Source organism: Citrobacter sp. Ce006, from assembly GCF_030336535.1.
GTDB classification, from domain to species: Bacteria; Pseudomonadota; Gammaproteobacteria; order Enterobacterales; family Enterobacteriaceae; genus Citrobacter; species Citrobacter europaeus.
Genome location: NZ_JAOWDO010000067.1, coordinates 150,776 through 176,951, shown reverse-complemented (window position 1 = coordinate 176,951; position 26,176 = coordinate 150,776). Strand labels below are relative to the sequence as shown.

Below are 26,176 nucleotides of genomic sequence, written 5' to 3'. Positions count from 1 at the left end.
CTCTCTATTCAGAAATGTCACACATGATATGTTTCACCCGAGTGTATTCTTCGAGCGAATAGGATGAGAGATCTTTGCCATAACCCGATTTTTTGAACCCGCCGTGCGGCATTTCGGCGCACAGAGGAATGTGATTGTTAATCCACACCGTGCCAAAATCGAGGTCAATGCTGAAGCGCTGCGCGCGACCATGGTTACTGGTCCAGACGCTGGCGGCAAGACCATACTCCACATCATTCGCTTTGTGTAGTACTTCTTCGTCAGTAGAAAACGATTGAATAGTCATTACCGGACCAAATACTTCATGCTGAATAGCTTCATCATTTTGATGCAATCCGGAGACGATCGTCGGTTCAAAATAGAAGCCAGGCCCAGATCCTGCGCGCCCACCGGTTTCAATTTTTGCATGTGCTGGTAAACGTTCAATAAAGCCTTTCACCTGCTCCAACTGATTTTTGCTATTTAATGCGCCATACAGCGCCTCCTGGTCCTCTGGCGGTCCAAATTTAATACTCTTCGTTTTCTGGATCAGCTTTTCCAGAAACTCAGCGTAAATGGACTGTTCGACCAGGATACGCGTAGCCGCCGTGCAGTCCTGCCCGGCATTGAAAAAGCTTGCCGTGGCGATTGTCGCAATCGCCTTGTCCATATCCGCATCGGCAAAAACCACCGCGGGCGCTTTCCCGCCCAATTCCAGATGCGCCCTGGTCAGGTTTGCCGCAGCCGAAGCCGCAACCTGCAGACCCGCACGGACCGAACCGGTAATCGAAACCAGCGAGGCTTTCGGGTTTGAAACCACCAGCGAACCGGTGCTGGCTTTGCCCAACACGACGTTAAATGCTCCTCTCGGGAACAACGGGGCAGCCAGTTCGGCCAACAGCAGCGTGCTGATCGGTGTGGTGTCGCTTGGCTTTAATACAACCGTGTTGCCTGCCGCCAGCGCTGGCGCAATCTTCCATACCGCCATCATGAACGGGTAGTTCCATGGCGTAACCTGGCCAACAATACCCAGCGGTTCGCGGCGGATAGTTGAGGTAAACCCGGCGGAATATTCTCCTGCCGCCTTCCCTTCAAGACAGCGCGCCGCGCCGGCAAAAAAGCGGATGGCATCGCAGGATGCCGCGATCTCTTCTTTCTCAATAAAATGGCGAAGCTGACCGGTTTCCTGGCTCTGCGCGTTTACTAACCGCTCAACGTTGCGTTCAATCTCATCAGCCAGGCGCAATAACGCCTTTTGCCGCTGTGCCGGCGTCGATTTTCTCCAGATGCTATACGCCGCCTCCGCCGCCGAATATGCCTGCTCCACCTCTGCCGCGCTGGCGTTAGGAGATAATGCGTACGTTTCGCCGTCAACCGGACTCACCAGCTCGAAGGTGTCTTCGCTGCTGCCTGCTACATATTGCCCATTAATAAAATGCTTCAGGGTTTTCATACCTGTCTCCTGCCAGTTAATACATAAAGAATCTTATGTAATATATATATTGTAAAACATTTTCAAATGCGCAACATTGACACTATGATAAGCCTCGCATTTTTAACTTAATTTTCACATTTACAAGGTAAGGTTTTTCATCGTGAGTCAACGCGTTATGCCCGGCTCATCATGAGGTTATCGGGACACACATTCGCCTGTGCAGTTAAGTTGCGCCCAGGCATGTAAAATGACTCGGCCATTCTTACCTTCCTTGCCCGACGGGCATGTGTTAAAAATGGTCGTTGTTTCAGGGAATTGAGTACAGAAAAGATTATGATTACTCACGCGGTCATATTTGCGCCTATCGGGCAGGTCAGTCGTTCAGACCAGATAGTGCAGCGCCTTTCAAACGCCATTATCACGGGATTGCTGGAGCCAAAAGAACAGCTCCCCAACGAAACTGATTTGGCAAAGATGATGGGTGTCTCACATATCACCATCAGAGAAGCGCTAAACACGCTTCGGGCTAATAATCTTATCCATACGGTTCGTGGGCGTAATGGCGGCAGCTTCGTATGCGAAAACATCGATGGCAAAAACAGCGCTCTGCATCCGTTCAAAGCGATCAGCACGGATTACCTTTCTGATCTGGGTGAAATGCATTGCGCCATTATCAGCCATAGCGCAAGGCTGGCCTCCAGACGGATGACAAGCGCGGATATCGCCAAATTTCGCGAGTTTGTTGAAGTACTCAGTAAAGCAAACTCACCTGAACTGATGACCCAGGCCGATATGCGTTGCCTGCTGGCGATAGCCGCCAGTTCGCATTCGGCGCGGCTGGCCAACCAGGAGCTGCAGGTGCAGGCTGAATGGGCATCGCTGGTGGCGATACTTTATCGTGCAGACAACATTCATGCCGAAATTATCGCGCTTTATTCGGCGCTGGCCGATGCGCTGGCGGCGCACAACGAGGCGGAATCTGTGCAGCTTGCCACACGGATCATCGACACGTTTACCTATTACCTTATTGAAAAAAAGCTGAAATATAACGCGAACTGACAATCAGTGAAGGCAGGACAGATAATGAGCTCTTCGACATCCTTAAGCGCATTAATTCGTAAAATTGATGATATTACCGCCTCTACCGTAGATTCTACCGTTGCGCTGGCGAGGAGCATCCATGAGGCGATTTCCGGGGTGCAAAAGCCCTCGGCAGAGGTTGTCCTCGATCCCTCGGTGAGATCGACCGTTCAGCAACACATCAAGCGCACGCTCAACGACAATCATTACTGTTCAGGAGCCGGGTTTGCCAGCCATATTGAGAGTACCGCAACAACAAAAGAGTATTGGCTGCTGGAATGGTGGTATAAAAAGGATAATGGTTTGAGTCAGGCGCACCTCGATTTGGATCAGGCCACACAACAACGACTGGATTTCAGAACCTTCGAGTGGTTTAAACACTCACCTCCGGCAGGAAAAGCCTATATCCACGGTCCCTACGTCGACTATATCTGCAATATCTCCTATACCCTGACCTCGGCAGTACCGGTCTACTACAACGATCAGTTTCTTGGTGTCGCTGCCGTCGACCTGCTGGTTAGTCAGATAGAAGCCGAACTGCTCTCCTGCGCTCACCCTGATTATGTGATTCTGACCAATCTGGAAAACAGGATAATCTTCTCCAGTTGGCCGCGCTTTCGCGTGGGTGAATTACTCGCTCCAGCAAACAGTAGTGTGGTTTATCAGAGCGACTACTTTATCCTTTATCACTATCAAAACTAAGGGCCCGAAGGCCCTTAGTTTCTAGTTATCCTGGCCTATATTCAGCTTGTTAGCGTAAGCAATAGCATCATTTTCCGGTGCCGCAGAACGACCAAACGGTCGGGTCAGGAACATATAGATAAGCCCCGAGCCAACGACAATCGCCAGGCCGAACAATACCGTCCAACGATCGATGAAGTCGCTGCTGTCTGCCGGTTGCGCCAACAACCAAATCCCACATAATCCATAGGCCAGCGCCAGCACGTTCACAATTGTGCCCCAACCGCCAATAGTCCACTCCCCGGCCGGTTTCCAGCCTTTCAGGCGCTGGCGCAGTGCGGCAAGCACAACCATCTGGAACGAAATGTAAATCCCGATGACGGCAAATGCGGTAATACGCGACAGATTATCTGGCTGAAAATAGACCCAAACACAGATGATGACCGGCAGCAAACAGCTGACGACCATGGCATTATCCGGAACGCCATTTTTAGATATCTTTGACATCCATTCACTACCCGGCAGCATTCTGTCGCGGGAGAAGGAAAAGATAAGGCGGCTTAAGGCAGCCTGCAGAGACAGAATGCAAGACAGCATCGCCACAATCGCGACGATGATAAAGACGGTTGCGCCGGTTTCGCCAAGTGCTTCGTTCAGGATAGCCGGGATCGGATCGGACGTTTTGCCATTCACGATACTGACCAGATTCGGTGAAGCCAGCAAATAACCCATTACGGAAATAATCGCAGAAATCGCACCAAATACGATGCTTAAAATCATCGCGACCGGGATCTTTTTACTCGGATTCTGCACCTCTTCCGCAACGTTACCGCAGGCCTCAAAGCCAAAGAACATAAACAGCCCCATCAGTGCGGCGGACATAAATGCGGTGGAATAGCTGCCGTCATGAGCCAGCACGCCCATCGAATCGAAGATGACAGAGAACGGCTGCGAACGGTGGAAAATCAGCAGATAAATACCCAGCGCAATCACGCTGACGATTTCACACCAGAAGCCAATTTTCGCAACACGGGCCAGATTCTTAGTCCCGGACATATTAACCGCCATCATCAACAGCAGCAGCAGGACGGAAGTCACCAACATGGTGGCTGGCGTCTGACCATAGTGGAAGAGCGATTCAACAAACGTAGACGTATATTCCGCGATTGACGTAATGGTGACCACCAGCGCCCACAGGTAAATCCAGGCGGCGATCCACGCATACTTCTTGCCCCACAACCTTCTGGCCCAGGGATAAAGCCCGCCGGTTATTGGATACTGGGAAGCGACCTCACCAAACACTAACGCCACTAAAAGTTGTCCACATGCGACGATTAAAATCCACCAAACTGCAGGCGGCCCCGCCAGCGTTACGGCCAACGCAAACAGTGAATAGACGGCGGTAAGCGGCGACAGGTAGGTAAAACCCAGCGCAAAGTTTGAAATAAGACCGATCGAGCGATTGAACTGTTCTTTGCCATCTTTCTGAAAATTATCGTTTTTCTTATCAGTAGTCTGTTCCATATAGCTTTCTCTTTTGTGGAATAGTCGCAGGGTTGAACAATTAATGTATAAAAGATATTAAGTTATATATATAGTGATTTTGTCGCGCGTTTGTTAAAAATGATCGCATATCACGTTAATGAAAAAATGAAGGTAAAACGGTAGAGAGAGCGAGGATTTTGCGGTATTTACGACCAACGATTCTTTAGCAATTGCGAACCGTGGGCCACTTTGGCGGATAAATACGCACAGCGGATTGCGTTCGATGCTAAGTAGCAAGAATCGCTGCTATTAAGCAACATTTTTGCAATATAATAACGGGATGTTAAACGCTGAACCTGAGCAGGTGAATGATGGAAATTGATCTCGATAATCTGGTCTTTGATGGACTGGAAGAAGCGCAAGAGCGTAATGCTGAACGTCTGGAAGATGCAGACAAGAAAGCGCAGGAAATTATTGCTGATAATGACTGCGGCGACGCCTGCAAAATCTGATTTCTAAACCGGCGCAACGCCGGTTTTTTATCGCCTGCTACCCCTTCCTGCTTGAGCCCGTATATCGCAACGCCTCAATCAGTTGCGCAAAAGCGGCGGTATGCTGCTTGCGACTGGGGTAGTACATATAATAGCCAGGAAACGGTTCGCACCAGTCCTCCAGCACTTTTTCCAGCGCGCCGTCCGCAACGGCCCGTTCTACGGTATCTTCCGGCACAAATGCCAGCCCCATTCCGGCAATCGCCGCGCCGATCCGCGGGGGCAGATTGTTAAAAATAAGCTGTCCCTCCACCCGCACGCGCAAATCTTGCCCGTCTTTGGCAAACTCCCAGGCATACAGACCGCCCAACGTCGGCATGCGCATGTTAATACAGTTATGATTTTGCAGGTCGTGCGGAGTATGGGGTTTGCCATGACGGGCAAAATATGCCGGTGAACCCACCACTACCATGCGCCAGTCTGGGCCAATCCTGACGGCGACCATGTCTTTCGCCACCTGCTCGCCAAGCCGAATACCCGCATCATAGCGGCCGGTTACAATATCCGTCAGGCTATTGTCGATGGTCATTTCAACATTCACATCAGGGTAAGTCTGTAAAAAAGGCTCCAGCGCGGGCCAGACGGTAGATTGCAACGCGTGCTCGCCCAGCGTCAGACGGATGTTACCGGCCACACGCTGGCGGACATCGGTTAATGCCAGCAGCTCCGATTCAATGTCATCAAAACGCGGGCTGATACTGTTGATGAGCCGTTCTCCGGCTTCGGTCGGCGCAACGCTGCGCGTGGTGCGTGTCAGAAGTCGTACATCCAGACGTTCCTCAAGCCCACGAATCGCATGGCTTAGCGCAGATTGCGAAACCCCAAGCTTTGCCGCTGCCCGGGTAAAACTCCGCTCGCGGGCCACGATAATGAGATAATAGAGATCGTTAAAATTATCACGCAGCATGCATATCCCCAATCCAGACCTGTTGTGACACATGGTACAGGTCAGGAGGATATTCCAGTAGCGTTTCTGGACATTAGCACACTTCAGTCATATTCACGCGCACCCTCATACAAAAACCAAACGTGAATTACTGCCGGGGTTATGCACTATTTTGCCTTCCGCCATTGCAATATTTTCACCCGTAATTAACACCCTTTTCACTAATAACATTTTGTATATAGATAAGAATTTTTTCTTATTTTGTCCCAACCGTAAGTTATGGGAGCGTAAAAAGCACAAACCAAAAACTACAGGGATTTCATACAATGATGGCAACGAAAAAATACCGCGCTAAAAAAACACTGCTGGCGCTCGGCGTGCTGCTGGCTTCAGGTCTTACCGTCTCGCAGGCACAGGCCGACCAACTGGCTGATATCAAGGCCGCTGGCGTAGTAAAAGTCGCGACATTCGACGCGAATCCGCCGTTTGGCTCCATTGATGCGAAAACGCATAAGATTGTCGGCTACGACGTTGATTTTGCCGAAGCGCTGGCCAAATCCCTTGGCGTAAAACTGGAACTGGTCGCGACCAATCCGGCAAACCGCATTCCGTTATTACAATCCGGTAAAGCCGATTTAATCGTCGCGGATATCACGATCACGCCTGAACGGGCGCAGGTGATTGACTTCTCCATCCCTTATTTTGTTACCGGTCAGCAGTTCCTTGTGCCAGCAAAATCTCCGGACAAGCTCGAGGAATACAGTAAAGCGCGAATCGGCGCGGTAAAAGGTACCACCGGCGAGCAGGCGCTACATCAGCGCTTTCCGCAGTCGCGTGTGCTGGCCTACGACGATATTCCACTGGCGTTAACCGCGCTACGCAACGGCAATGTCCAGGCGATTACCCAGGACAGTACGATTCTGGCCGGTTTATTAGGCGGCGCGCCGGATAAAGCAGATTTCAAAATTCTTCCGGATCTGCTGAGCAAAGAAGAGATCGGCGTGGGGGTGAAAAAAGGTGAACCTGCGCTGTTAAAAGCCGTCAACGATGAGCTTTTGAAGCTGGAGTCTACCGGGCAGGCGGCCAAAATTTATGATGTCTGGTTTGGTCCTGAAACCAAGAATCCACAACCCCGCGCCTTTAAAATAGAAGCCAGATAATATGCTCTCAGCCCTTTTTCATCGGTCCGCAGCTTCTGCTGCGGATTTTACCCATTTGCGTCAGGCGAGCGTTGAACTGCGCAATGTCATCAAACAGTATGACGCTCACACCGTACTTAACGGCGTCAGCCTCTCAGTTGAACCCGGTGAAGTGGTGACTATTCTGGGCCCTTCTGGCTCCGGAAAGTCCACTCTTATACGTCTTATCAACCAGCTTGAGTCGCTGAGCGGAGGTGAAATCTTCATTGATGACAAACCGATTAGTCAGTTGCGCGGGGCAGCATTACGCCAGTTACGCAGCCGTATTGGTTTCGTATTTCAGCAATTCAATCTCTATGCGCATCTGACAGCGCTTTCGAACATCGCGCTGGCGCTGGAATATGTTCATGGCTGGAACAAGGCGGAAGCGGAGCGTCGGGCATTCGAGTTGCTGGAAAAGGTGGGACTGGCAGAAAAAGCCAACGCCTATGCCGCGCAGTTGTCCGGTGGGCAGCAGCAGCGCGTGGCCATCGCCCGTGCGCTGGCCTCGTCGCCACAAATCATTCTGTTTGATGAGCCAACCTCTGCGCTGGATCCGGAAATGATCGGCGAGGTATTACAAGTGATGAAAAACCTGGCCCACAGCGGCATCACCATGATCGTCGTGACCCATGAAATGCATTTCGCGCGTGAGATTGCCGATCGGGTGGTATTCATTGATGGCGGCGATATTCTTGAAGTAGCCGCACCAGAAGATTTTTTCACCCGACCACAGCACCCGAGAACCCAGCGTTTCCTGAAAAAAGTGCTCGATCCGTTACACCAGGAGTCATCGCTATAATGCTTGCAATGGACTGGCAGGGGGTGCTGAGCGGGCTACCTCTGCAATGGATAATTTCCGGCTTTCTCACCACGCTCTGGGTGACGCTGGCAGGTATCGTGCTCGCCACGCTTATTGCCATCGCGCTGATCGGCCTGCGCCTGACGGGCAATCGCCTTGCCAAAGCGGTAGTCGGCGCGTGGGTCTCGGTGTTTCGCAACACACCGTTACTGGTGCAACTGATGTTCTGGTATTTTGCTGCATGGAATTGGCTGCCCCGCGACATCATTACCTTTATCAATGCTGAGCATCCATGGTCTATTCTGCCGGGGGATGTCTGGTGGTTAACACCAGAATTTATCTGTTCAGCATGGGGGCTGGGCGTATTTACCTCGGCATTTTTGGTCGAGGAGATCGCCTCTGGTTTACAAGCGGTTTCTGCCGGACAACGCGAGGCTGCCGTGGCGCAGGGTTTTTCATCCTGGACGACGTTCCTTCACATTCTGCTGCCTCAGGGGCTGGCAAACGCCTGGCAACCCATTGTTGGGCAGTATCTCAACCTGATGAAGCTCTCCTCGCTCGCCAGCGGTATTGGTTTTGCCGAGCTCACCTACCAGGTACGGCAAATTGAAAGCTACAACGCGCACGCGCTGGAAGCCTTTGCCGTTGGCACGGCGCTTTACCTGTTCACCGGCATCGTTCTGGGTATGCTGCTTACGCGTCTTGGCCCGCAGCCTGCGTCGGGTAAATCGTCAAAGGTAAGAACGCGCATTTTCTGCGTCAGGAGCATACCGCGTGATCGCTAATATTTCGGTCATTACCGACAATCTTGACTATCTCCTGTGGGGACGTATGGCGCAGGGGCAACCCGGCGGCGTTCTGCTCACTTTGCTGATGGCTTTCGGCGCGGCGCTGCTGGCCCTGCCGGGCGGAATAGTTCTTGCCTGCTGCGCCTGGCGGTTTCCTGGCGCGATTCGCAACCTATTGTTCATCTGGGCAGAGTTTATTCGCGGCATTCCGCTCATCTTTGTGATTTTCTGGATGTGGTATTTGCTCCCCATGCTGACCGGAAGCGATCTTCCCGGTGCCGTTACCGTGACGCTGGCGTTGGCATGGTTCACCGCCGCCTCGGTGATGCACTCAGTGTACGCAGGAATCAGCGCATTGCCTGGCGGGCAATATGATGCAGCAGTGGTTCAGGGTTTTCGCCCTTATCAGGCACTGTGGCTTATCTTATTGCCACAGGTGCTGCGTAACGTGCTGCCGTCGCTCACGGGGATCTTTATTGGATTACTGAAGGATACATCGCTGGCATTTATCGTTAACGTGCCGGAACTCACGACGGTTGCCGGTCAGGTTAACAGCCGGGTGCAAATCTACCCGGCAGCTATTTTTATCTTTACCGGACTGGTCTATTACCTGCTGTGCCTGAGCCTGGAGAAAATCACCCAACGCCGCTTCGCGCTAAAATGACACCACGGCTCAACATTCCACGAACTGATGGTCTTCGTTGAGCCGATATTTCACCCCTGCCCGAATGTTATTTTCCCCTTCAACGGCAAGCGCAAAACGCATCCTCTCGCCATCGTGGTAGGCCAGCGCCGCGCAGCCGCCGGGACCGAGCGTTATCGAATCGACAACGCCTGTACTGGCAACGACGGCGTTCTCTCCGCTGGCAATAATGTGGATGTTATCCGCGCAGTTGGCGATTTTGGACTCTGCGCCAAAACAGGCCAACTGGGTTAAATCGCCACTGCAGGCAATCCGGTTTCGGTCACCGAGCGAGCTGATGCGTACGCGCATGCCGGTACTGGCGATACGCGTCCCGTCACCCACGCTACTGATACGTGCCGAATTTCCCGCAACCGCAATTCGCCCGCGATCGCCTGAGCTGCCGATATGCACGTTGTAGCCTACGCTACCAATGCGTGCGCTATAACCTGCGCTGGCAATCTGGGCGGCATACCCTGCGCTGGCGATTTTAACGTTATCGCTAGCGCTACTAAACCGGGCATTATCTTCCGCATCCGCCAGCGGACGGCGGGTTTCCCCCGCCGTTTGCACACGGGAAATACTCCCCATCGCGCGAATATCCTGCTGGACAAAACTCGCCTCTTCCCGCCATTTTGACCAGCCGTATTCCACCAGGCTGTCTGCCCAGTCTGTATACCCTTCTCGCTGGAGCGCACGATGGACATCGGCATAGCTTCCACCAGCGGGAAAAGTACGTAAAAACCAGCGATACATAACGGGCCCAACGCGCCAGGCCCGTAAATCACTTCGCGTAATCATCATCGCTTAATGTCGGTGATAGCCATCCACCATGCACTTGAAGGTTTCGCCCGGCGTGCGACCTGTCGTGCAGAGATAAAGATGCCCAAAAATGAAAAACAGACTGACAATCGCCAGCGCGAAGTGCGCCTGCAGCAGCCAGTAACGCACGCCAGGGAACAGATCGCCGACAACCGTCGGATAGAGCGATAACAGCCCTGAGATTAGCAGTAATGGCAGCAAACCATACATCACGCCCACATAGGCCGCCTGCTGTAGCGGATTGAACTTAGAACGCTTTGATGCCGGGAATGGGTGTGACTCACCCTGCATAATGCCGAACAGGTAAAATCGCGTTTGTCTTTGCGCGCGTGCGATCCATCCTTGACGTTGAATAATATAATGATGTCCGTTGCCGCCAATCAGGTTGATCAGGACAAAACCAATCCAGCAGGCAAGCAATAAAAAGCCGCAGACCTCATGTACGGTAAGCAGGCTTTTCATCACCGATGCGCTGACGGCGGAGAAGTGATTGACCAGACCACTAGCCAGAAGTAGTAAAAAAAGCAGCGCATTTGACCAGTGCCATAAACGTACAGCCTTCGAGTATAAATAGACTTTCTCACCGTGCCCTGCCGACGCTTTATGCGCCGCCCGAAAGCGCAGCATGGCGTGTAGCGCCAGCACCAGCCACATTCCCACCAGCATTAACCCAGCGATAACCAGCCACACAGGCCAGTAGTCCGGTGAAAACAGGGGAACATACTGCGCAAGCTGGGCGTGAAACTGTTCGGCATTCTGCGACGCGTTCATACATTATCCTTTTTAATCAAATGTTGACCGAACCGACGATACAGATGGGGTTTTCCGGCGCCTGCAAGTTGATGTTCGTAATACTTATTTTCTCGCAACCAGCTCTGAATTTCTGGGCTATCTTCACGACCAAAAATCAGCGCATGTTCCGGGCAGGCGTTAACACAGATCGGCGGAAAACCTTTCGCCAGACGAGTTTCAGCACAGAAGTCGCATTTATCCGCCACTTTGGTTTGCGGGTTGAGATAACGTACCTGATAAGGACACGCGCCAATACAGTAGCTGCAGCCGATACAGGAAGACGTGTCTACCCGCACAATACCGTTTTCATCTCGCCAGGAGGCGCCGGTCGGGCACACCTCAATACAAGGCGCATCGTCGCAATGCTGACAGGACTGACGGAAGTAGTGATACAGTGTTTCGTTGTCGTTGTCAGAGACCGGAATATGCGCTATCGACAAACGGCTGCCCTGGGCAGGAACATGGTTGGTTTTCCTGCATGCGCGGGCGCAGAGATTACATCCGTTACACAGTGATTCGTCGTGAATCATGACGTAATGAACGTCTTTAGGGCTTCTGGTACTCGCTAACAGATTTTGACCTGGGCCGGTAAAAAAAATCACCGTCCCCATGCCAATGACAAATTTTCGTCGGGTGAAGGACATCGGGTTATCCTCTAATACTGTGACAGTGGTCGTCCACACATTCCATGACATCAACCTGAATAATTCAGGGGTTCTGATACTGCTCAACCTCAAGCCATTCACACAGGCCGTACGCTTTGCCATAACTCATAAAACGTTCGCTGAACAAATAAGGCTCCGCATTTGACGATTCCACAGGCCGTATATCTGCGTAATCAGGATGCGTTTCCATGGCTGTGAGCGCAGCTGCAAGCTGTTGAGACTCAAAGCTATACGGCGGTTGCGTCAGCATGGCGACCTTATAGGGGCGAGGATACGTGCGACAGTCGAAGCGTACCGCTTCGGCAATCGCACGGCAGATGTCGTTTTCCATCACCTGCACACACATATCGGCGTAATTTGCGCTCATGGTTTGCGTCGAATAGAAATACGCATCTTCCGCGCCCTGCACACGGCTAATATCCGCGTCATTCGCGTCCTGACACAGCGCATCCAACAGCGTAGAAAGCTCGGTTTCAGGGACCGAATAAGGTGGCTGCAGAAACACGCTGCGCGCCACAACTTGTCCTGATGCTGAATGCTGACGAATAAAATCTGCCACAATCGACTCCGGGCTGACGGGTTCCTGAACCTGAGGTGCAGTCACCTGCTCTACAGGAGGGTGAAACGCCTGCAGCCACTGTCTCTTTTGACTGTCAACCTCGTCAGGAAACGCCTCAACGGGTATCAGAACGTCGCTCACGTTAGTCATCTTGCTTTCCTTACGCCGGCAACAGATCCTGTGCAGCCAAATCAGCGGCTACGTCTTCAAGTCCGAGTCGGTTCAGGGTTTCACGCGTTGGGCAACCCAGCTCTGGATCCCAGCCCATTTCCTGATAGAACATCGTCAGGGACTGACGCATATCCTCCCTGTCCATCTTGTCGGTTCCTTCAGTGAAAACCGGGATCTTCGGATCTTTATCAAACACCCAGGAACAGATGAGATCGTGCTCATTGCGCATATCTTTGGTTTGCATCAGTTTGACCGTATAAGCACGATGCAGAGTAAAGATGCGTTCAGCGGCCAGGTCCAGACTCGCCTGCGTGGTTTCATCACCGGTGACCGCCTGGAAGAACTTCGCTTCCAGATCCAAATCCCCGCGATAGTTACGGCTCTTGAGTGGTGAAACCGTCATCGGCCAAACCCAGTTACACAGCGTAACCGCGTTATGCAGACAGACTTTCAGCAGCGTCCATTTGGCATATTTAATCTTGGCGGCATTGATCGGGGTGTAGTTTTTGGTTTCATCGTAGGCATCCTGCGAACCAAATAACTCGCCCGCCACTTCGCGCTGTAATTTCAGCGGTAATCCGGAACCGATGAAGTTGATATGGGTATGCGTCATACAGTCACGGTTAAACATACAGTTGGTGATCGCCCCCACCTGTGCGGAGGCCTCGTTTGCATGGTGGACTGGAAAACCGAACGGTGACCACAGTTTATTTTTGGCATAACCCCAGTACTCTTCGCCCAAATCCCAGCGTTCAGCAATGGCATACGAGCCGTCCGCAAGATGGCTGAGTTCACCCACGCGATGCGCCAGGCGGTAGTAGAAGTCTTTAATAAAATGAGGATCGCCCGCTTCCAGCTGATCCCAGCGGATCTCCGCATACTCTTCAGCGGGCAGTACGCGCTTAAAGACGCCTTTCGAATAGCAATAAGTAAAATCACGGTGCAACTGCCCGTAGTTACACCAGATGCCATAATCGTCGAACAGGTTCAGACCTATCAGATTTCCCACCACGCGCCCGTCGTCTTTATCGTCGAAATCTTTCGGGCCATTAGGGAAAATGGTGGTGTGAACGAAGTTCGCTACGCAGGTGTTACCACCGGTACTCGGCACGCCAAAATCTTTCACTCGCGGGACATTAAGCTGCGACATACAACGAATGGGACATGAATGGCAGCCGCTCATTTTGACCGTGTATTTCTCAGCGGCTGGCCCCAGATCGAACACGGATTTATAGGTACGGAAACCCACGGTATTCTGGTTACCCGGCGGGATTTCGCCGGTTTCGATTGGCCCACCTTCTGCCGCGCCCCAGAAAAGTCCCTTACGGGCTGTCCAGCGCGAGTTTGGCGAAGAATATTCTGCCCAGGCCTGCGGGGTGCTTGGCACAACGTGGTTGTTGTTGGCGCCGATAAGCTCGGTCATCATGTAGTCATTGAGCCGCTTCATCTCTTTGCGATCGGCAATATTGACCCCTCTGGTCCCTTCTACCGCAATGGCCTTCAGGTTTTTCGAGCCCATCACCGCGCCAGTACCGGCGCCGCCGCTATGGTTACGGCTGTTGATCATGCAGGAGAGCGGCACCAGATTCTCACCCGCCTGGCCAATAGCCGCGACGCAGGTTTCCGGGCTGGTAATACGGCAAATTTCCTCGGTTGTGGCGCGCGTTCCCTTGCCCCACAGGAAATCGGCTTTTTCGATGCTCACCTTATCGTCTTTGATGTTGATCCAGACCGGAGATGCGGACTTTCCTTCGATAACAATGGCATCGTAACCGGCGAATTTCATTTGCGCGGCGAAGAAGCCGCCCATGTGGGCATCCACCACTAAATTGCCTTTGGTGAACGTCGATAAGGAGGTGATATTGACGCGGGAGCTACAAGGGGCACCAGAACCCGTTAATGGTCCGGTGGCGAAAACCAGTTTATTCCCTTCATCAAAAGGCATGGTGCCAGGCGGGACTTCGTCGTACATAATTTTATAACCAAAGCCCATCCCGCCGACAAATTTTTTAAATTTACTGGAATCTTCCAGGGTGATATTACCCGTGGTGAGATTGACCCGTAAAATATTACCTGTCCAACCATTAGCCATCATGTTTTCCTTTGCAAGAAGGTTTAATAGATATACCCGCCATTTTCCAGGTAGCTTTTATCTGCAAAACTGCGATATTTTTGGCAATTAATGACGCGTACCAGGCATACCTGCTATCTATCAAACAGTAATATCTTTCCACTCGATAATTTTTAATGCTCCAGTCGGACAAGCATTGGCGCATTCCCCGCATAACACACATTTTGAGGATTTTTTGGTTTCGGTATTTACGGTCGCCATCATCCACGGACAGGCGGTAGTACACGCGCTGCAGCCAATACAACGTTTGTGATCCACCACAATACAACCCTCTTCCTGTTTCCAGGTAATAGCGCCGATGGGGCAGACCTTCATGCATTGCGGATCTTTGCACTGACGGCAAGTATCAGCGGTATAGTTTAAATCGCCATACAGTCCGCCGCCGGAACCAACGCCATCATCGCCAAAGAAGTAATTACGATGGATTTTTATACGGGAAAAGAAAGTGCCCACGGCGCCATCGTTATAATTAGTACAGGAAATTTCACAGCGGTGACAGCCCGTACAGCGCGCTCGCTGGGTTACCAGCACCCCTTTTGGCGTATTGATAAGCCCCACGGTGCCGCTGTCGACATCTTCCTGCCTACAGCCCAAAAGGGATAACAGTGCGGGGGCAATGGTTAATCCCGCCAGACCTTTTGCTGATATCCGCAGAAATTCAAGCCGCGTTAAACCACAATCTAAAAATGGACGATCAACCTGGTTCATTTATTTCGCATCCTCTTCGCAAACGCTGTGGTAGCAACACCTCCAGGCTAAATTAAACCAGTCCAGCTCAAGCCATTTCGGGCGGTTTATGTTGCCAACAACACGTAAAATTTTGCCCTAACCTGATCGCGTAAATGACGGTGGTTAAACTGAATGAATCTAATTCTTTAGGGTTAGGCGTAGAAATAATGTGGTTATTCAGCATACATAGTCTTGATCGTCATCAATTAAAAAACGGAAGGGAAATAATTAATGCGGAGTGAGATTTATTATCATTTAGATAAATTAAAATAGCACTTCATATGCTGTGCAAATATTTGTGACTCCACTCTCATATATATTTTTATATCGCATGCGATATATAATTAAATATACAGCGAGTTTGATGACGCTAATTGCAGCACTAAATTATAATTATTGATAGATTAACGTAATGAGAATAAGAGGACGGCGAGAGAAACTACCGCCCTCTTTTTTGCGGATTATCCGGCCAATGCTTTAATCACGGTCTCAATGGCTTGTTTTTCTAGCTCGCTGCGCTTCACACGTTGGTTGGCGAGGGTGGTTCTCAGTACTCCCGCAATGACGATATGCTTAGGCTCTTGTCCCAGATCGCGCATTTCCAGCACTACTTTACCGACTACTCTGCACATTTCACGGTACAGCTCATCGTCTTTGGTCTGATTTCCCATTTTTGCCCGCTCGTCATTAACTCAAACCAACAGCATATATCAGTCTGACGGTTTAGACAAAATTCAATGAAAATCAAACAAATGTCATAACTCTACTGAATCTTCTGGAGTCGATTTACCAGCTCCGCAAGACTTCCCGCCTGCATTTTTTCCATCACCCGCGCCCGATGAACCTCTACCGTGCGCACGGCGATATTCATTGCGTCAGCAATTTCCCGATTCATCACCCCTTTTGCTACCAGCTGTGCCAGCTCTCGCTCCTTTGGCGTGAGCTGCTGATAACAGACGACGATCTCTTGTCGCGAGAATGCGGCGAGAGAAACCTGCAAAGCATGCTCTAACGCCGCTTGTAAAGGCACAGCGGAGACTGGCTTTTGCAAAAAATCGACCGCTCCGCGCTTCATTTGCTCAACCGCCATCGGAACATCGCCATGCCCGGTGAGGAATACCACCGCTAGCGTACTTTCTTGCTGACGCATGGCTTCATGGACAGCGTGCCCATCCAGAACCGGCATACGCATGTCCAGCAAAAGTACGCCCACCTGGTGCAGATTTGCCTCGGCGAGGAATGTTTCGCCCTGATCCCAGCAACACACCTCATATCCCAGACTTTCCAGTAAAAACGCGCAGGCCTGGGTGACGGCAATATCGTCATCCAGCAGATGAATAATTGCCACTACGGCCTCCCTCCAGGTTTTGCTTAAAATGTAATGTCACCATCGCACCCGCTTTTTCATCAGGAGCCTGATGATTATTGATCTCAATGTCTCCATTCGCGTAGCGCACCAGCCGCTGACAAATGGCTAATCCCAGCCCCATCCCCTCTTTACGGGTGGTCATAAACGGCTGAAAAGCCTGATACAATTGTGCCTCATCAATACCTCCGGCGTTATCCTGCACCTGAATACACACATCGCCATCCTCACGCTCGGCGCTAAACCACACTGTAGTTGCCCCTGCCTGGGCCGCATTGAGCACCAGATTGGCCAGAACCTGTTCGAGGAGAACGGCTGGCAGCGTTAATGTTAACGCCTTACCAATCTGCGTTTGCAGCGCCACCGCCGGGAATTGCTGAGGCATGCGCAATAATTGCCAGACATGATGGATGGCATCGTGAATATTGACGACTTGCCAGTCGTCGGTAATTACCGGATTGCCCTGCGCCTGGCTAACCCACTGGCGAAGATTACGCAGCGTATCAGCGCCTCGCTGTGCCTGGTTATCAATGTGCTCCAGCGCGGGCAGCAGCGGGTGCTGCTGATCCTGACCGCGCAGGCGGATCAGACAGCCTTGCGCATAATGTCGGATAGCCGACAGAGGCTGATTGAGCTCATGAGCAAAACCTGAAGTCATCTCGCCAAGCACGCTCATTTGGCGAGCGGTTTCCAGTTCCTGTTCCTGTTTGCGCAACAGTACGTTGTTTCGCTCCAACTGCCTGCCGCGTCGACGAACCAGCAGCATCACCCAGATATAATTGAGCGTCAGCAACAGCAGTACGAGAGCCGCGCCTCCCATCGCCAGCCGATGTTGAATAAACCAGCTTTTGACATCCAGCCACAGCTGGCGCTGCTGCGGATGTTGGCGGACGTCGCGCAGCAACGCTTCGACTTCGCGAGTCGAGGCGGGCGCCCCCCAGCGAAACGTCGCATTCTGCGGCGCATTGAACAGTGCCCGCGTGACGCGATCGGCCAGCTCGTCGCTTACTGCAGGCAGTGCCGCAAACGACCAGTCAGGATAGAGCGGCGTACTGGTTAAACAGGGAATCGACGTTGGATGGTTAAGTACGGCCATAAAATCTGTTTTACGAATAAGCCCTTCTTCATCCATTTTTTCCAGCAGACACACCGGTACAATCACTGCCTGCACGGCTTTTTCGCGTAATAAATAGAGTAAGGCATCGGCGGGAAATCCAGTGAACATCAGATGCAAATCGCGCTCCGGGCGCAAACCGGCATCGCTGAGCGCTTTATATCCCAGCAAATAACCGCCAAATGCCTGTGCGTCAATGGCGCCAACCGTTTTGCCGATCAGATCGTGTGCGGAGGTTATCCCGCTGTCGCGTCTGACGAGGATCGCGCTGCCAATCACGTTACTGGTGGCTTTCCCCCCGCGAGTAGAACGTAGCGACGCCAGCCAACGTAGTGCAGCGCTGCTGTTTAGCTGCACAAACTGCGCCGGATTGGTGACCACAAATTGTACCGTGCCACGATTCACCGCCTCCTGCATCTGGTGCAGGTCCAGTGGTTGAATATGAAACTGTTCGCCGGGGATTTGCTGATTCAACAAGGTTTCCAGCGGCTGCCAGTGATTACGTGTGGAGACCTCCCCACGCATCGCCAAAACGCCGATATTCCATGTCTGTGCCCTGACCACCCCGCTTAGCATCCATAGCGACGCCAGCACCACCAGACATTTTACTACGTTGCGTCCCACTCAATTATCCCTGTCAATTATGTTGTTTTAGATCAACAACAAGCCGGGTATGTGGTTAACCACAATAGAGTACCCCCATCACGATTTTTACACTGTAAATCATCGAGATTCTTTATTCATCACAAGCAAATCAACGGCGTGACCAATGTTTCGTTGTTGCATCGTGACGGGAGAAAATATGGACAGCAGTAAACGGCAGTTTCTCCAGCAACTGGGCGTCCTGACCGCCGGCGCATCGCTGGTACCTTTAGCTCAGGCGCAATTCCCCTTCTCGCCTGAACGCCATGAAGGCTCACTTCAACACCGCTACGCCATGCTGGTTGACCTGCGTCGCTGTATTGGCTGCCAGGCGTGTACCGTCAGTTGCGCCATTGAAAACCAGACGCCGCAGGGCGAATTTCGTACCCTCGTTAACCAGTATCAGGTGCAGATTGAGGGCCAGCAGAGCGTCACCAGCGTCCTGCTGCCGCGGCTGTGCAACCATTGTGATAATCCCCCCTGCGTCCCCGTTTGCCCGGTACAGGCCACTTTCCAACGCGAAGACGGCATTGTGGTAGTCGACAACACGCGCTGCGTGGGCTGCGCCTACTGCGTGCAGGCCTGTCCTTATGATGCGCGATTCATCAACCATGAAACGCAAACCGCTGATAAATGCACCTTTTGTGTTCACCGTCTCGAAGCCGGCCTGCTCCCGGCCTGCGTGGAATCCTGCGTCGGTGGCGCGCGCATCATAGGCGATATCAAAGATCCGCACAGTCGAATCTCGCAAATGCTGCGTGAACACCATGACGCCATCAAAGTCCTGAAACCAGAAAATGGGACAGCCCCGCACGTGTTCTATCTGGGTCTGGACGAGGCGTTTGTCACCCCGTTGATGGGACGTGCTCAACCCGCTCTCTGGCAGGAGGTTTAAATGAACCATTCACTGGTTATTGAAGAGGTTCTGGCCCATCCCCAGGACGTAAGCTGGTTACCCTGGGCCGTACAATATTTCTTTTTCATCGGCATTGCCGCCTGCGCCGCGCTGTTCGCCTGTCTGCTTCACTGGCGCAAACAAGAGACGGCGGAACTGGAAAACCTGACGCTGTTAATCGCCCTGACCTGCGCGATTACCGCGCCGCTGGCGCTGACCGCTGACTTACACCAAACCGCCCGCGTCTGGCATTTCTACGCCTGGCCAACGCCATGGTCGTGGATGCCATGGGGCGCGCTGTTTTTACCCCTATTCACCGGCTTCTTAGGTCTGTGGTTTTTGGCGCAGCACGTTAAACGGTTAACGCTAAAAAGTTACAGCGTCACCAAATGGTTAGCCATAGGTAGCGCCCTGTCGGCCATCGGATTGCTGGTTTACACCGGTCGAGAAGTGTCAGTGGTGCAGGCGCGTCCGGTCTGGTTCAGCTACGCCTTTCCGATTGCAATGTTTCTCAGCGCGCTGCAAACGTTTCTCGCCCTGCTCATCGCAACGACCAAAAACCAGGAAACATTAGCACGCAAACTGGCATGGGGGCAGACAATTACCCTGATCGCGCTGGCTGGAGTGGTGGTGATATGGGCGAGCGGCAATTCGCTTTCCGGTTCAGCTATTCGCCAGTGGCTCGACGTTGCCTCTTCGGCACGACACTACGCCATCGGCTGGGTTGCGCTATGGCTTGCATCGCTTGCTCTTTGTGGGCTGGTGCTACGTAACCCCCTGTCGCTGCCGCTGCGCATAATACTCGCATTTAGCGCGATGGCGCTGTGCTGGCTGATGCGCTGGACGTTACTCATCCAGGTACAGACCATCCCGAAATTTAACGCGCAGTTTAACCCTTACACCCTGCCTGGGGGTACCGATGGCTGGCTGGCCATTTTGGGCACCTTTGGACTGTGGATTGCACTGATCATTATTGTTCGTGAAGCCCTGAACGCGATCGCAAGGAGAATGCAACATGGCTAATTTAACACGTCGTCAGTGGCTTAAAGTAGGCCTTGCCGTAGGTGGCATGGTGACTTTTGGCCTGAGTTATCGGGATGTGGCAAAGCGCGCAATAGACGGTTTATTGGACGGAACCTCGGGCAAAATTACCCGTGATCGCATCTTTGGTAACGCCCTCATTCCCGAAGCCAATGCCCAGCCGCGCTGGCAGCAGAACCCGCAGCAGGTTATCTCCATGACGCAGTGCTTTGGCTGCTGGACGCAGTGTGGCGTGCGGGTACGCGTCGACAATGAACAAGGCAAGGTGCTGCGCATTGCGGGCAACCCCTATCATCCATTGTCTCAGGAGCATCATATTGACTCCGCCGTCCCCTTTGCCACCGCAATGGAACAACTGGCGGGCGAATCGGGTCTTGACGCGCGTTCCACCGCTTGCGCCCGTGGTGCAACCTTACTGGAAGGGCTGTACAGCCCGCTACGTATTCTGGAACCTATGAAGCGCGTCGGTAAACGCGGTGAGGGAAAATGGCAGCGCATTAGCTTCGAACAGTTGATCGAAGAAGTGGTGGAAGGCGGCGATCTGTTTGGTGAAGGCCACGTTGACGGTCTGCGGGCAATCCATGATACCAACACGCCACTTGATGCCGGGCATCCCGGCTTTGGCCCAAAGTCCAATCAACTGCTGGTCACGAATACCAGCGATGAAGGACGTGATACATTTTTGCGCCGCTTCGCGCTGAACAGTTTTGGCAGTAAAAACTTCGGTGCGCATGGCGCTTACTGCGGTCTGGCCTATCGTGCCGGTTCCGGTGCGCTAATGGGCGATCTGGATAAAAACACCCACGTGAAACCCGACTGGGATAACGTCGAATTCGCGCTGTTTATGGGCACTTCGCCGGCGCAATCCGGTAATCCATTTAAGCGCCAGGCCCGGCAACTGGCTAGCGCCCGGTTACGCGACGACTTCCGTTATGTTGTGGTGGCGCCCGCCCTGCCATTGACTACGGTGCTGGCTGACGAGCGCGGCCATTGGCAGCCCGTACGTCCGGGAAGCGACTCTGCGCTGGCGATGGCGATGATCCGCTGGATTATCGATAAACAGCGCTATAACGCCGATTACCTCGCTATTCCCGGCATACAGGCCATGCAGCAGGCCGAAGAAAAAAGCTGGACTAACGCCACGCATCTGGTGATTACCGATGAGCTTCCAACCCTTGCCGGACAGCATTTAACCCTCGCACATTTGAACGCAAATGCCGCCGAGGAGCCAGCAGTCGTTAACGAGGCCGGCGAAATTGTCGCCGCCAGCGGTTGCCCGCGTGCGCAGTTGTTTGTCAGCCGCGAAGTCATGCTGGCAGACGGCCAGACGGTGACGGTCAAAAGCAGCCTTCAGTGCCTGAAAGAGTCCGCCGGGAAACTAACACTCACGCAATACAGCCAGCAGTGCGGCGTGTCTGAAGCAGACATTAGCGCACTGGCCGATGCGTTTACCCGTCATGGACGCAAAGCGGCGGTGATCACCCACGGTGGCATGATGGCAGGCAATGGATTTTATAATGCCTGGTCGGTGATGATGCTCAATGCACTGATTGGCAACCTCAGCCTTGAAGGCGGCGTGTTCGTCGGCGGCGGCAAGTTTAATGGCGCCACCGACGGTCCGCGCTACAACATGGACAGCTTCGCCGGGAAGGTAAAACCGAAAGGGTTAAGCATCGCGCGCAGCAAAACGGCTTATGAGTCTTCCGAAGAGTACCGCAATAAGGTGGCTGCCGGACAATCCCCCTTCCCGGCCAAAGCCCCGTGGTATCCGTTTGTCGCCGGTCAGCTAACCGAACTTCTCGTCTCAGCGCTTGAAGGTTACCCTTATCCGCTGAAAGCCTGGATCTCCAACATGACCAACCCGTTCTACGGCATTGCAGGGTTGCGCGGCGTGGCGGAAGAAAAACTCAAGGATCCTGCGCGTCTGCCGCTGTTTATCGCGATTGACGCCTTTATGAATGAAACCACGGCGTTGGCAGATTACATCGTGCCAGATACCCATAATTTCGAAAGTTGGGGATTCAGCGCCCCATGGGCGGGCGTGGCCAGTAAAGCCACAACCGCGCGTTGGCCGGTAGTCAGAGCCGCGACCAGCACTACCGCCAACGGTCAACCGGCCTCGATGGAGTCTTTCTGTATCGCTGTAGCAAAACGCATCGGGCTACCCGGATTCGGCGACAATGCGATCACCGATCCGCAAGGTAACCGCTATCCACTGAACCGTGCGGAAGATTACTACCTGCGACTCGCCGCTAATATTGCGTTTATGGGCAAAGCGCCGGTCGCCGAGGCACAGCCGGAAGACATTGCGCTGACCGGGGTACAGCGGATAGTGCCTGTGATGACCCAAACGCTGAAAGCCGATGAAATTAGCCGGGTGGCATTTATCTACTCCCGGGGCGGACGCTTTGCGCCGGACATCAGCGGGCGGGTTGAGAATCGGGTAGGCAATGCGTGGGAAAAACCGCTACAAATCTGGAATGCGAACGTCGCCGCGCACCGCCATGCGATTACCGGCGAGCGCTTCAGCGGCTGCCCGGCCTGGTATCCTTCGCGCCTGTCAGATGGCCGTGCTGTCGAGGAGTTGTTCCCGGAACAAGAGTGGCCGCTGAAACTGATTTCTTTTAAATCAAATACAATGTCCAGCGCCACGGCGGTGATCCCGCGTCTGCAGCATCTGAAGCCGGTAAATCTGGTGGCGCTCAATCCGCAGGACGGTCAGCGATATGGCTTAGCGCACGGCGATAAGGTACGGATCACCACGCCTGGCGGTCAGGCGCTGGCGCAGATAAGCCTGCTGCATGGGGTCATGCCTGGCGTAATCGCCATTGAACACGGTTATGGGCATAAAGAAATGGGCGCTGCGCAGCATACGCTCGACGGCGAACCGATGGCGTTTGATGCACAAATAAGGTCGGGGATTAATCTCAACGATTTAGGCTTTGCGGATCCTACCCGGCAGGTAGCGAATACCTGGCTTGACTGGGTATCGGGCGCGGCGGTGCGCCAGGGGTTACCCGCGAGAATTGAGCGAGTGTAATTCTCGCACCGGATGGCAACGGCAACGCGCCTTATCCGGCCTACAGGACGTCGTAGGCAGGGTAAGGCACAGTCGCCATCCGGCAAAAAGCAAATTAGTTATTTACCGGGATCACCGCGCCTTTATATTTGGTGCGGATCCAGTCCTGGATCTCTTTTGAATGCAGGACATCAACCAGCGCCACGATATCCTTTTTCTTCTCGTCGCCACGATGCACGGTAATGATGTTGGCATACGGGTTGTTTTCACCACTTTCGACGGCGATAGGATCTTTCACCGGATCCAGCCCGGCATCGATCGCGTAGTTGGCGTTAATCACCACCGCATCCCCTTCGTCGTTGTTATACATCTGCGGTAACAGCGCCGCTTCGACGTTAGGCAGGAACTTCAGTTTTTTCGGGTTTTCGACGATATCGCTAATGCGAGCGGTCACTTTATCCACACCCGGCTTCAGCTTGATCACACCCTCTTTTTCGAAAATCGACAGAATACGGCCTTCTTCAGATACCGCATCGCGCATGATGATCTTGCCACCTTCCGGCAGATCTTTAAGCGATTTTACCTTTTTCGAATAGATACCAATCGGCTCGATGTGAATCGCTCCGGCGCTGACGAAATCATAGGTTTTATCACCCGCATGGTCTTTAATCACGCTGTTCAGGTACGGAATATGCTGGAAGTAGTTCGCGTCAATCTCACGGCCAGCCAGCGCGGTGTTCGGCAGAATGTAATCCTGGAACGGTTTAATCTCTAAATCGATCCCCTGCTTCGCCAGAATCGGCTTAGCCTGCTCAAGGATCTCCGCATGCGGCACGTTAGATGCGCCAACGGTCAGAGTATCAGCCCAGGAGGCAAAGCTCAGGGCGCTTAGGGTTGCTGCGGCGAGTAACGTCAGTGATTTTTTCATGATAATGGTTTCCGTATTTTATTAGCGTTTATCTAACAGAGAGGTGATCACATCGCCGCAAAGCTGGATGATGAAGACAATGAGCAAAATCGTCACCGTCGCCACCAGCGTGACGTCGCTGTGGTTGCGCTGGAATCCTTCCAGATAAGCCAAATTCCCTAATCCACCGGCGCCAATTACCCCTGCCATCGCGCTGTAGCTAACCAGCGCAATCAGCGTCACGGTGATCCCGGACACCAGAGCAGGAGAAGATTCCGGCAATAAAACTCGAAAAATAAGCGTGCTCAGCCGTGCGCCCATCGAACGCGTCGCTTCAATAACGCCTTTATCCACTTCACGCAGGGCAATTTCGACCAGACGCGCGTAAAACGGCGCGGCCCCCACGATCAGCGCAGGCAACGCGGCATTGGCACCGAGAATGGTGCCAACCATCGCTTTGGTGAACGGGATCAGCAGCACGATCAATATGATGAACGGGATGGAACGGAAGATATTCACCACCAGCGAAATAACGCTATATACCGCGCGATTGTGAAACAGTCCGCCGCGTGCGGTCAGGAACAGCGCCAGGCCAAGTGCGATCCCCAGTACAAAGGTCGCCGCACCAGAAAGGGCTGTCATATAGAGCGTTTCCTGGGTTGCCGCCAGCAGTTGCTCCCACTTCAGATGGGGAAACAGTTCTTCAGCCATGTTGAATCACCTCGCCTTCAATATCGCTCTGGCGCAGGTCGGCCAAAATATTGTTCAATTGTTCTTCAGAGGCCACAACGTGAACCCAGAGCTGACCAAACACACCGTGCGCAGTTTGCGTCATCTTGCCGTGTAAAATGTTAAACGGCAGGCCATAGCGCAGGGTCAATTCGCCAACCACAGGCCGATGCGTACGCTGCCCGGTGAACGTAAGCTTGATAACTACGCCGCCAAGCTCGCTTGCCAACTGCGGATTAAATTCGTTTTCCTCGGTGTACTGGCTCACCTGACGCACAAACTGTCGGGTGATCGGCTGCTGCGGATGGGTAAAGACGCTGAGCACGTCGCCCTCCTCAACAACTTTGCCATTTTCCATTACCGCCACGCGATCGCAGATTTTGCGTACCACGTGCATTTCATGGGTGATCAGCACAATGGTCAATTTGAAGCGGCGGTTAATATCGAGCAGTAAATCGAGGATCTGATCGGTGGTTTGCGGATCCAGCGCCGAGGTGGCTTCGTCACACAGCAGGACGTCCGGATTGTTCGCCAACGCACGGGCAATTCCTACCCGCTGCTTTTGCCCACCGCTCAGTTGGGACGGATACGCGTTTTCACGACCGCTCAGCCCAACCAGCGCAATCAGTTCAGCAACTCGCGCTTTAATAGAGGCTTTTGGCGCTCCGGCGATTTGCATTGAGAACGCAATATTTTCGCTTACGGTTCGTGACCACAGTAAATTGAAATGCTGAAACACCATGCTGATTTTCAGTCGCGCCTGGCGTAATGACTCCCCACGGGCGGCAGAAATATCGTGGCCGTTGATCGTTACGCTGCCGGAGGTCGGTTTTTCCAGCCCATTGAGCAAACGAATTAAGGTGCTTTTCCCCGCCCCGCTGTAACCAATAATTCCGTAAATCTGTCCCTGTTCAACCGTCAGGTTGACGTTATCGACAGCGGTAATGGCAAGCCTGCCTGGCGTAAACACTTTCGAAATATTTTTCAGGACAATCATGTCGTTTGGGTATCCGCTGCTGCTTATTGTTCTTCTGCTAGCGCTTTTGG

The 26,176-nt window shown here is 52.9% G+C and carries 25 protein-coding genes; 10 read left to right on the top strand and 15 right to left on the bottom strand.

The genetic code is table 11. The annotated features are described in order from the left end of the window. Positions 1-4 precede the first annotated feature (4 nt). The gene (locus tag OGV94_RS09920; RefSeq protein ID WP_080625117.1) at positions 5-1,432 is read right to left on the bottom strand and encodes a gamma-aminobutyraldehyde dehydrogenase; all 1,428 of its coding nucleotides are present in this window, start codon (positions 1,430-1,432) and stop codon (positions 5-7) included. 315 nt (positions 1,433-1,747) lie between these two features. On the opposite strand from OGV94_RS09920, the gene OGV94_RS09915 reads away from it, so the two are divergent. Together OGV94_RS09915 and OGV94_RS09910 are read left to right on the top strand one after the other, a co-directional pair. Beyond that, entirely contained in the window at positions 1,748-2,473 is a 726-nt protein-coding gene (locus OGV94_RS09915; protein WP_043016533.1) for a FadR/GntR family transcriptional regulator, read from the top strand. A gap of 24 nt (positions 2,474-2,497) precedes the next feature. Then, positions 2,498-3,196: a cache domain-containing protein gene (locus OGV94_RS09910; RefSeq protein ID WP_043016534.1), complete on the top strand. Its 699-nt coding sequence runs from the start codon at positions 2,498-2,500 to the stop codon at positions 3,194-3,196. 21 nt (positions 3,197-3,217) lie between these two features. Here the strand turns inward: OGV94_RS09910 and OGV94_RS09905 are convergent, their stop codons facing one another. Beyond that, positions 3,218-4,699 carry an APC family permease gene (locus tag OGV94_RS09905; RefSeq protein ID WP_043016535.1) on the bottom strand — a complete coding sequence of 494 codons (1,482 nt, stop codon included), beginning with the start codon at positions 4,697-4,699 and terminating at the stop codon, positions 3,218-3,220. Between the two features lie 332 nt (positions 4,700-5,031). Between OGV94_RS09905 and OGV94_RS09900 the strand changes: the two genes are divergently transcribed. Further along, on the top strand, positions 5,032-5,172 hold the full coding sequence (locus OGV94_RS09900) for a hypothetical protein (protein ID WP_003832695.1): 141 nt from the start codon (positions 5,032-5,034) through the stop codon (positions 5,170-5,172). A gap of 37 nt (positions 5,173-5,209) precedes the next feature. Here OGV94_RS09900 and OGV94_RS09895 read toward each other — a convergent pair whose 3' ends face one another. Continuing rightward, positions 5,210-6,118, bottom strand: coding sequence for a LysR family transcriptional regulator (locus OGV94_RS09895; protein WP_043016536.1), 909 nt, complete (start codon positions 6,116-6,118; stop codon positions 5,210-5,212). Positions 6,119-6,423: 305 nt separating this feature from the next. On the opposite strand from OGV94_RS09895, the gene OGV94_RS09890 reads away from it, so the two are divergent. The 4 genes from OGV94_RS09890 to OGV94_RS09875 are packed head-to-tail and all read left to right on the top strand — an operon-like array spanning position 6,424 to position 9,529. Next, the gene (locus OGV94_RS09890) at positions 6,424-7,257 is read left to right on the top strand and encodes an ABC transporter substrate-binding protein (protein WP_286523224.1); all 834 of its coding nucleotides are present in this window, start codon (positions 6,424-6,426) and stop codon (positions 7,255-7,257) included. Between the two features lies 1 nt (position 7,258). Further along, positions 7,259-8,077, top strand: a complete 819-nt coding sequence (locus OGV94_RS09885; RefSeq protein ID WP_047411580.1) for an amino acid ABC transporter ATP-binding protein — start codon at positions 7,259-7,261, stop codon at positions 8,075-8,077. Further along, entirely contained in the window at positions 8,077-8,862 is a 786-nt protein-coding gene (locus OGV94_RS09880; RefSeq protein WP_087050627.1) for an amino acid ABC transporter permease, read from the top strand. Before OGV94_RS09885 ends, OGV94_RS09880 begins: the two co-directional genes overlap by 1 nt. Continuing rightward, positions 8,852-9,529: an amino acid ABC transporter permease gene (locus OGV94_RS09875; RefSeq protein WP_043016540.1), complete on the top strand. Its 678-nt coding sequence runs from the start codon at positions 8,852-8,854 to the stop codon at positions 9,527-9,529. The genes OGV94_RS09880 and OGV94_RS09875 overlap by 11 nt, the downstream gene beginning before the upstream one ends. 9 nt (positions 9,530-9,538) lie before the next feature. On the opposite strand, the gene ydhT is transcribed toward OGV94_RS09875, so the two are convergent. From ydhT to ttrS, 9 genes are all read right to left on the bottom strand, one after another. Continuing rightward, entirely contained in the window at positions 9,539-10,303 is a 765-nt protein-coding gene (ydhT, locus tag OGV94_RS09870) for a protein YdhT (RefSeq protein WP_370867302.1), read from the bottom strand. Positions 10,304-10,354: 51 nt separating this feature from the next. After that, on the bottom strand, positions 10,355-11,140 hold the full coding sequence (gene phsC, locus OGV94_RS09865) for a thiosulfate reductase cytochrome B subunit (RefSeq protein ID WP_043016542.1): 786 nt from the start codon (positions 11,138-11,140) through the stop codon (positions 10,355-10,357). Beyond that, positions 11,137-11,805, bottom strand: a complete 669-nt coding sequence (locus OGV94_RS09860; protein ID WP_051642705.1) for a 4Fe-4S dicluster domain-containing protein — start codon at positions 11,803-11,805, stop codon at positions 11,137-11,139. The genes phsC and OGV94_RS09860 overlap by 4 nt, the downstream gene beginning before the upstream one ends. A gap of 64 nt (positions 11,806-11,869) precedes the next feature. Next, the gene (locus OGV94_RS09855) at positions 11,870-12,535 is read right to left on the bottom strand and encodes a YdhW family putative oxidoreductase system protein (RefSeq protein ID WP_047411593.1); all 666 of its coding nucleotides are present in this window, start codon (positions 12,533-12,535) and stop codon (positions 11,870-11,872) included. 10 nt (positions 12,536-12,545) lie between these two features. Further along, on the bottom strand, positions 12,546-14,648 hold the full coding sequence (locus OGV94_RS09850) for an aldehyde ferredoxin oxidoreductase (protein WP_043016544.1): 2,103 nt from the start codon (positions 14,646-14,648) through the stop codon (positions 12,546-12,548). 120 nt (positions 14,649-14,768) lie between these two features. Continuing rightward, a complete protein-coding gene (locus OGV94_RS09845; protein WP_286523221.1) occupies positions 14,769-15,395 on the bottom strand; it encodes a ferredoxin-like protein in 627 nt (208 codons plus the stop codon). A 482-nt stretch (positions 15,396-15,877) separates the two neighbouring features. After that, positions 15,878-16,087 carry a fumarate hydratase FumD gene (gene fumD, locus OGV94_RS09840; protein ID WP_003029345.1) on the bottom strand — a complete coding sequence of 70 codons (210 nt, stop codon included), beginning with the start codon at positions 16,085-16,087 and terminating at the stop codon, positions 15,878-15,880. 92 nt (positions 16,088-16,179) lie between these two features. Next, positions 16,180-16,764, bottom strand: coding sequence for a tetrathionate respiration response regulator TtrR (ttrR, locus tag OGV94_RS09835; protein ID WP_286523218.1), 585 nt, complete (start codon positions 16,762-16,764; stop codon positions 16,180-16,182). Next, on the bottom strand, positions 16,739-18,472 hold the full coding sequence (gene ttrS / locus OGV94_RS09830; protein ID WP_199995150.1) for a tetrathionate respiration histidine kinase TtrS: 1,734 nt from the start codon (positions 18,470-18,472) through the stop codon (positions 16,739-16,741). The genes ttrR and ttrS overlap by 26 nt, the downstream gene beginning before the upstream one ends. 226 nt (positions 18,473-18,698) lie before the next feature. On the opposite strand from ttrS, the gene ttrB reads away from it, so the two are divergent. From ttrB to ttrA, 3 genes are read left to right on the top strand one after another with little or no spacing between them, the layout of a single operon-like run. Further along, positions 18,699-19,433 (top strand): tetrathionate reductase subunit TtrB, encoded by a 735-nt coding sequence (gene ttrB, locus OGV94_RS09825; protein WP_353622571.1) that lies wholly within the window; start codon positions 18,699-18,701, stop codon positions 19,431-19,433. Then, complete coding sequence (gene ttrC, locus OGV94_RS09820) at positions 19,434-20,456, top strand: tetrathionate reductase subunit TtrC (RefSeq protein WP_286523216.1); 1,023 nt, start codon at positions 19,434-19,436, stop codon at positions 20,454-20,456. Next, a complete protein-coding gene (ttrA, locus tag OGV94_RS09815; RefSeq protein ID WP_100194452.1) occupies positions 20,449-23,514 on the top strand; it encodes a tetrathionate reductase subunit TtrA in 3,066 nt (1,021 codons plus the stop codon). Before ttrC ends, ttrA begins: the two co-directional genes overlap by 8 nt. 94 nt (positions 23,515-23,608) lie before the next feature. Here ttrA and OGV94_RS09810 read toward each other — a convergent pair whose 3' ends face one another. The 3 genes from OGV94_RS09810 to OGV94_RS09800 are packed head-to-tail and all read right to left on the bottom strand — an operon-like array spanning position 23,609 to position 26,126. Then, a complete protein-coding gene (locus OGV94_RS09810; protein WP_047411612.1) occupies positions 23,609-24,421 on the bottom strand; it encodes a MetQ/NlpA family ABC transporter substrate-binding protein in 813 nt (270 codons plus the stop codon). A gap of 21 nt (positions 24,422-24,442) precedes the next feature. Continuing rightward, the gene (locus OGV94_RS09805; RefSeq protein WP_047411615.1) at positions 24,443-25,111 is read right to left on the bottom strand and encodes a methionine ABC transporter permease; all 669 of its coding nucleotides are present in this window, start codon (positions 25,109-25,111) and stop codon (positions 24,443-24,445) included. Next, a complete protein-coding gene (locus OGV94_RS09800; RefSeq protein ID WP_087050633.1) occupies positions 25,104-26,126 on the bottom strand; it encodes a methionine ABC transporter ATP-binding protein in 1,023 nt (340 codons plus the stop codon). Before OGV94_RS09800 ends, OGV94_RS09805 begins: the two co-directional genes overlap by 8 nt. Positions 26,127-26,176 lie beyond the last annotated feature (50 nt).

What these genes read in the sequence shown, in the direction of transcription:
- OGV94_RS09920 (WP_080625117.1), bottom strand. Translation starts at nt 1,432, where the DNA reads ATGAAAACCCTGAAGCATTTTATTAATGGGCAATATGTAGCAGGCAGC.
- OGV94_RS09915 (WP_043016533.1), top strand. Translation starts at nt 1,748, where the DNA reads ATGATTACTCACGCGGTCATATTTGCGCCTATCGGGCAGGTCAGTCGT.
- OGV94_RS09910 (WP_043016534.1), top strand. Translation starts at nt 2,498, where the DNA reads ATGAGCTCTTCGACATCCTTAAGCGCATTAATTCGTAAAATTGATGAT.
- OGV94_RS09905 (WP_043016535.1), bottom strand. Translation starts at nt 4,699, where the DNA reads ATGGAACAGACTACTGATAAGAAAAACGATAATTTTCAGAAAGATGGC.
- OGV94_RS09900 (WP_003832695.1), top strand. Translation starts at nt 5,032, where the DNA reads ATGGAAATTGATCTCGATAATCTGGTCTTTGATGGACTGGAAGAAGCG.
- OGV94_RS09895 (WP_043016536.1), bottom strand. Translation starts at nt 6,118, where the DNA reads ATGCTGCGTGATAATTTTAACGATCTCTATTATCTCATTATCGTGGCC.
- OGV94_RS09890 (WP_286523224.1), top strand. Translation starts at nt 6,424, where the DNA reads ATGATGGCAACGAAAAAATACCGCGCTAAAAAAACACTGCTGGCGCTC.
- OGV94_RS09885 (WP_047411580.1), top strand. Translation starts at nt 7,259, where the DNA reads ATGCTCTCAGCCCTTTTTCATCGGTCCGCAGCTTCTGCTGCGGATTTT.
- OGV94_RS09880 (WP_087050627.1), top strand. Translation starts at nt 8,077, where the DNA reads ATGCTTGCAATGGACTGGCAGGGGGTGCTGAGCGGGCTACCTCTGCAA.
- ydhT (WP_370867302.1), bottom strand. Translation starts at nt 10,303, where the DNA reads ATGTATCGCTGGTTTTTACGTACTTTTCCCGCTGGTGGAAGCTATGCC.
- phsC (WP_043016542.1), bottom strand. Translation starts at nt 11,140, where the DNA reads ATGAACGCGTCGCAGAATGCCGAACAGTTTCACGCCCAGCTTGCGCAG.
- OGV94_RS09860 (WP_051642705.1), bottom strand. Translation starts at nt 11,805, where the DNA reads ATGTCCTTCACCCGACGAAAATTTGTCATTGGCATGGGGACGGTGATT.
- OGV94_RS09855 (WP_047411593.1), bottom strand. Translation starts at nt 12,535, where the DNA reads ATGACTAACGTGAGCGACGTTCTGATACCCGTTGAGGCGTTTCCTGAC.
- OGV94_RS09850 (WP_043016544.1), bottom strand. Translation starts at nt 14,648, where the DNA reads ATGGCTAATGGTTGGACAGGTAATATTTTACGGGTCAATCTCACCACG.
- OGV94_RS09845 (WP_286523221.1), bottom strand. Translation starts at nt 15,395, where the DNA reads ATGAACCAGGTTGATCGTCCATTTTTAGATTGTGGTTTAACGCGGCTT.
- fumD (WP_003029345.1), bottom strand. Translation starts at nt 16,087, where the DNA reads ATGGGAAATCAGACCAAAGACGATGAGCTGTACCGTGAAATGTGCAGA.
- ttrS (WP_199995150.1), bottom strand. Translation starts at nt 18,472, where the DNA reads ATGCTAAGCGGGGTGGTCAGGGCACAGACATGGAATATCGGCGTTTTG.
- ttrB (WP_353622571.1), top strand. Translation starts at nt 18,699, where the DNA reads ATGGACAGCAGTAAACGGCAGTTTCTCCAGCAACTGGGCGTCCTGACC.
- ttrC (WP_286523216.1), top strand. Translation starts at nt 19,434, where the DNA reads ATGAACCATTCACTGGTTATTGAAGAGGTTCTGGCCCATCCCCAGGAC.
- ttrA (WP_100194452.1), top strand. Translation starts at nt 20,449, where the DNA reads ATGGCTAATTTAACACGTCGTCAGTGGCTTAAAGTAGGCCTTGCCGTA.
- OGV94_RS09810 (WP_047411612.1), bottom strand. Translation starts at nt 24,421, where the DNA reads ATGAAAAAATCACTGACGTTACTCGCCGCAGCAACCCTAAGCGCCCTG.
- OGV94_RS09805 (WP_047411615.1), bottom strand. Translation starts at nt 25,111, where the DNA reads ATGGCTGAAGAACTGTTTCCCCATCTGAAGTGGGAGCAACTGCTGGCG.
- OGV94_RS09800 (WP_087050633.1), bottom strand. Translation starts at nt 26,126, where the DNA reads ATGATTGTCCTGAAAAATATTTCGAAAGTGTTTACGCCAGGCAGGCTT.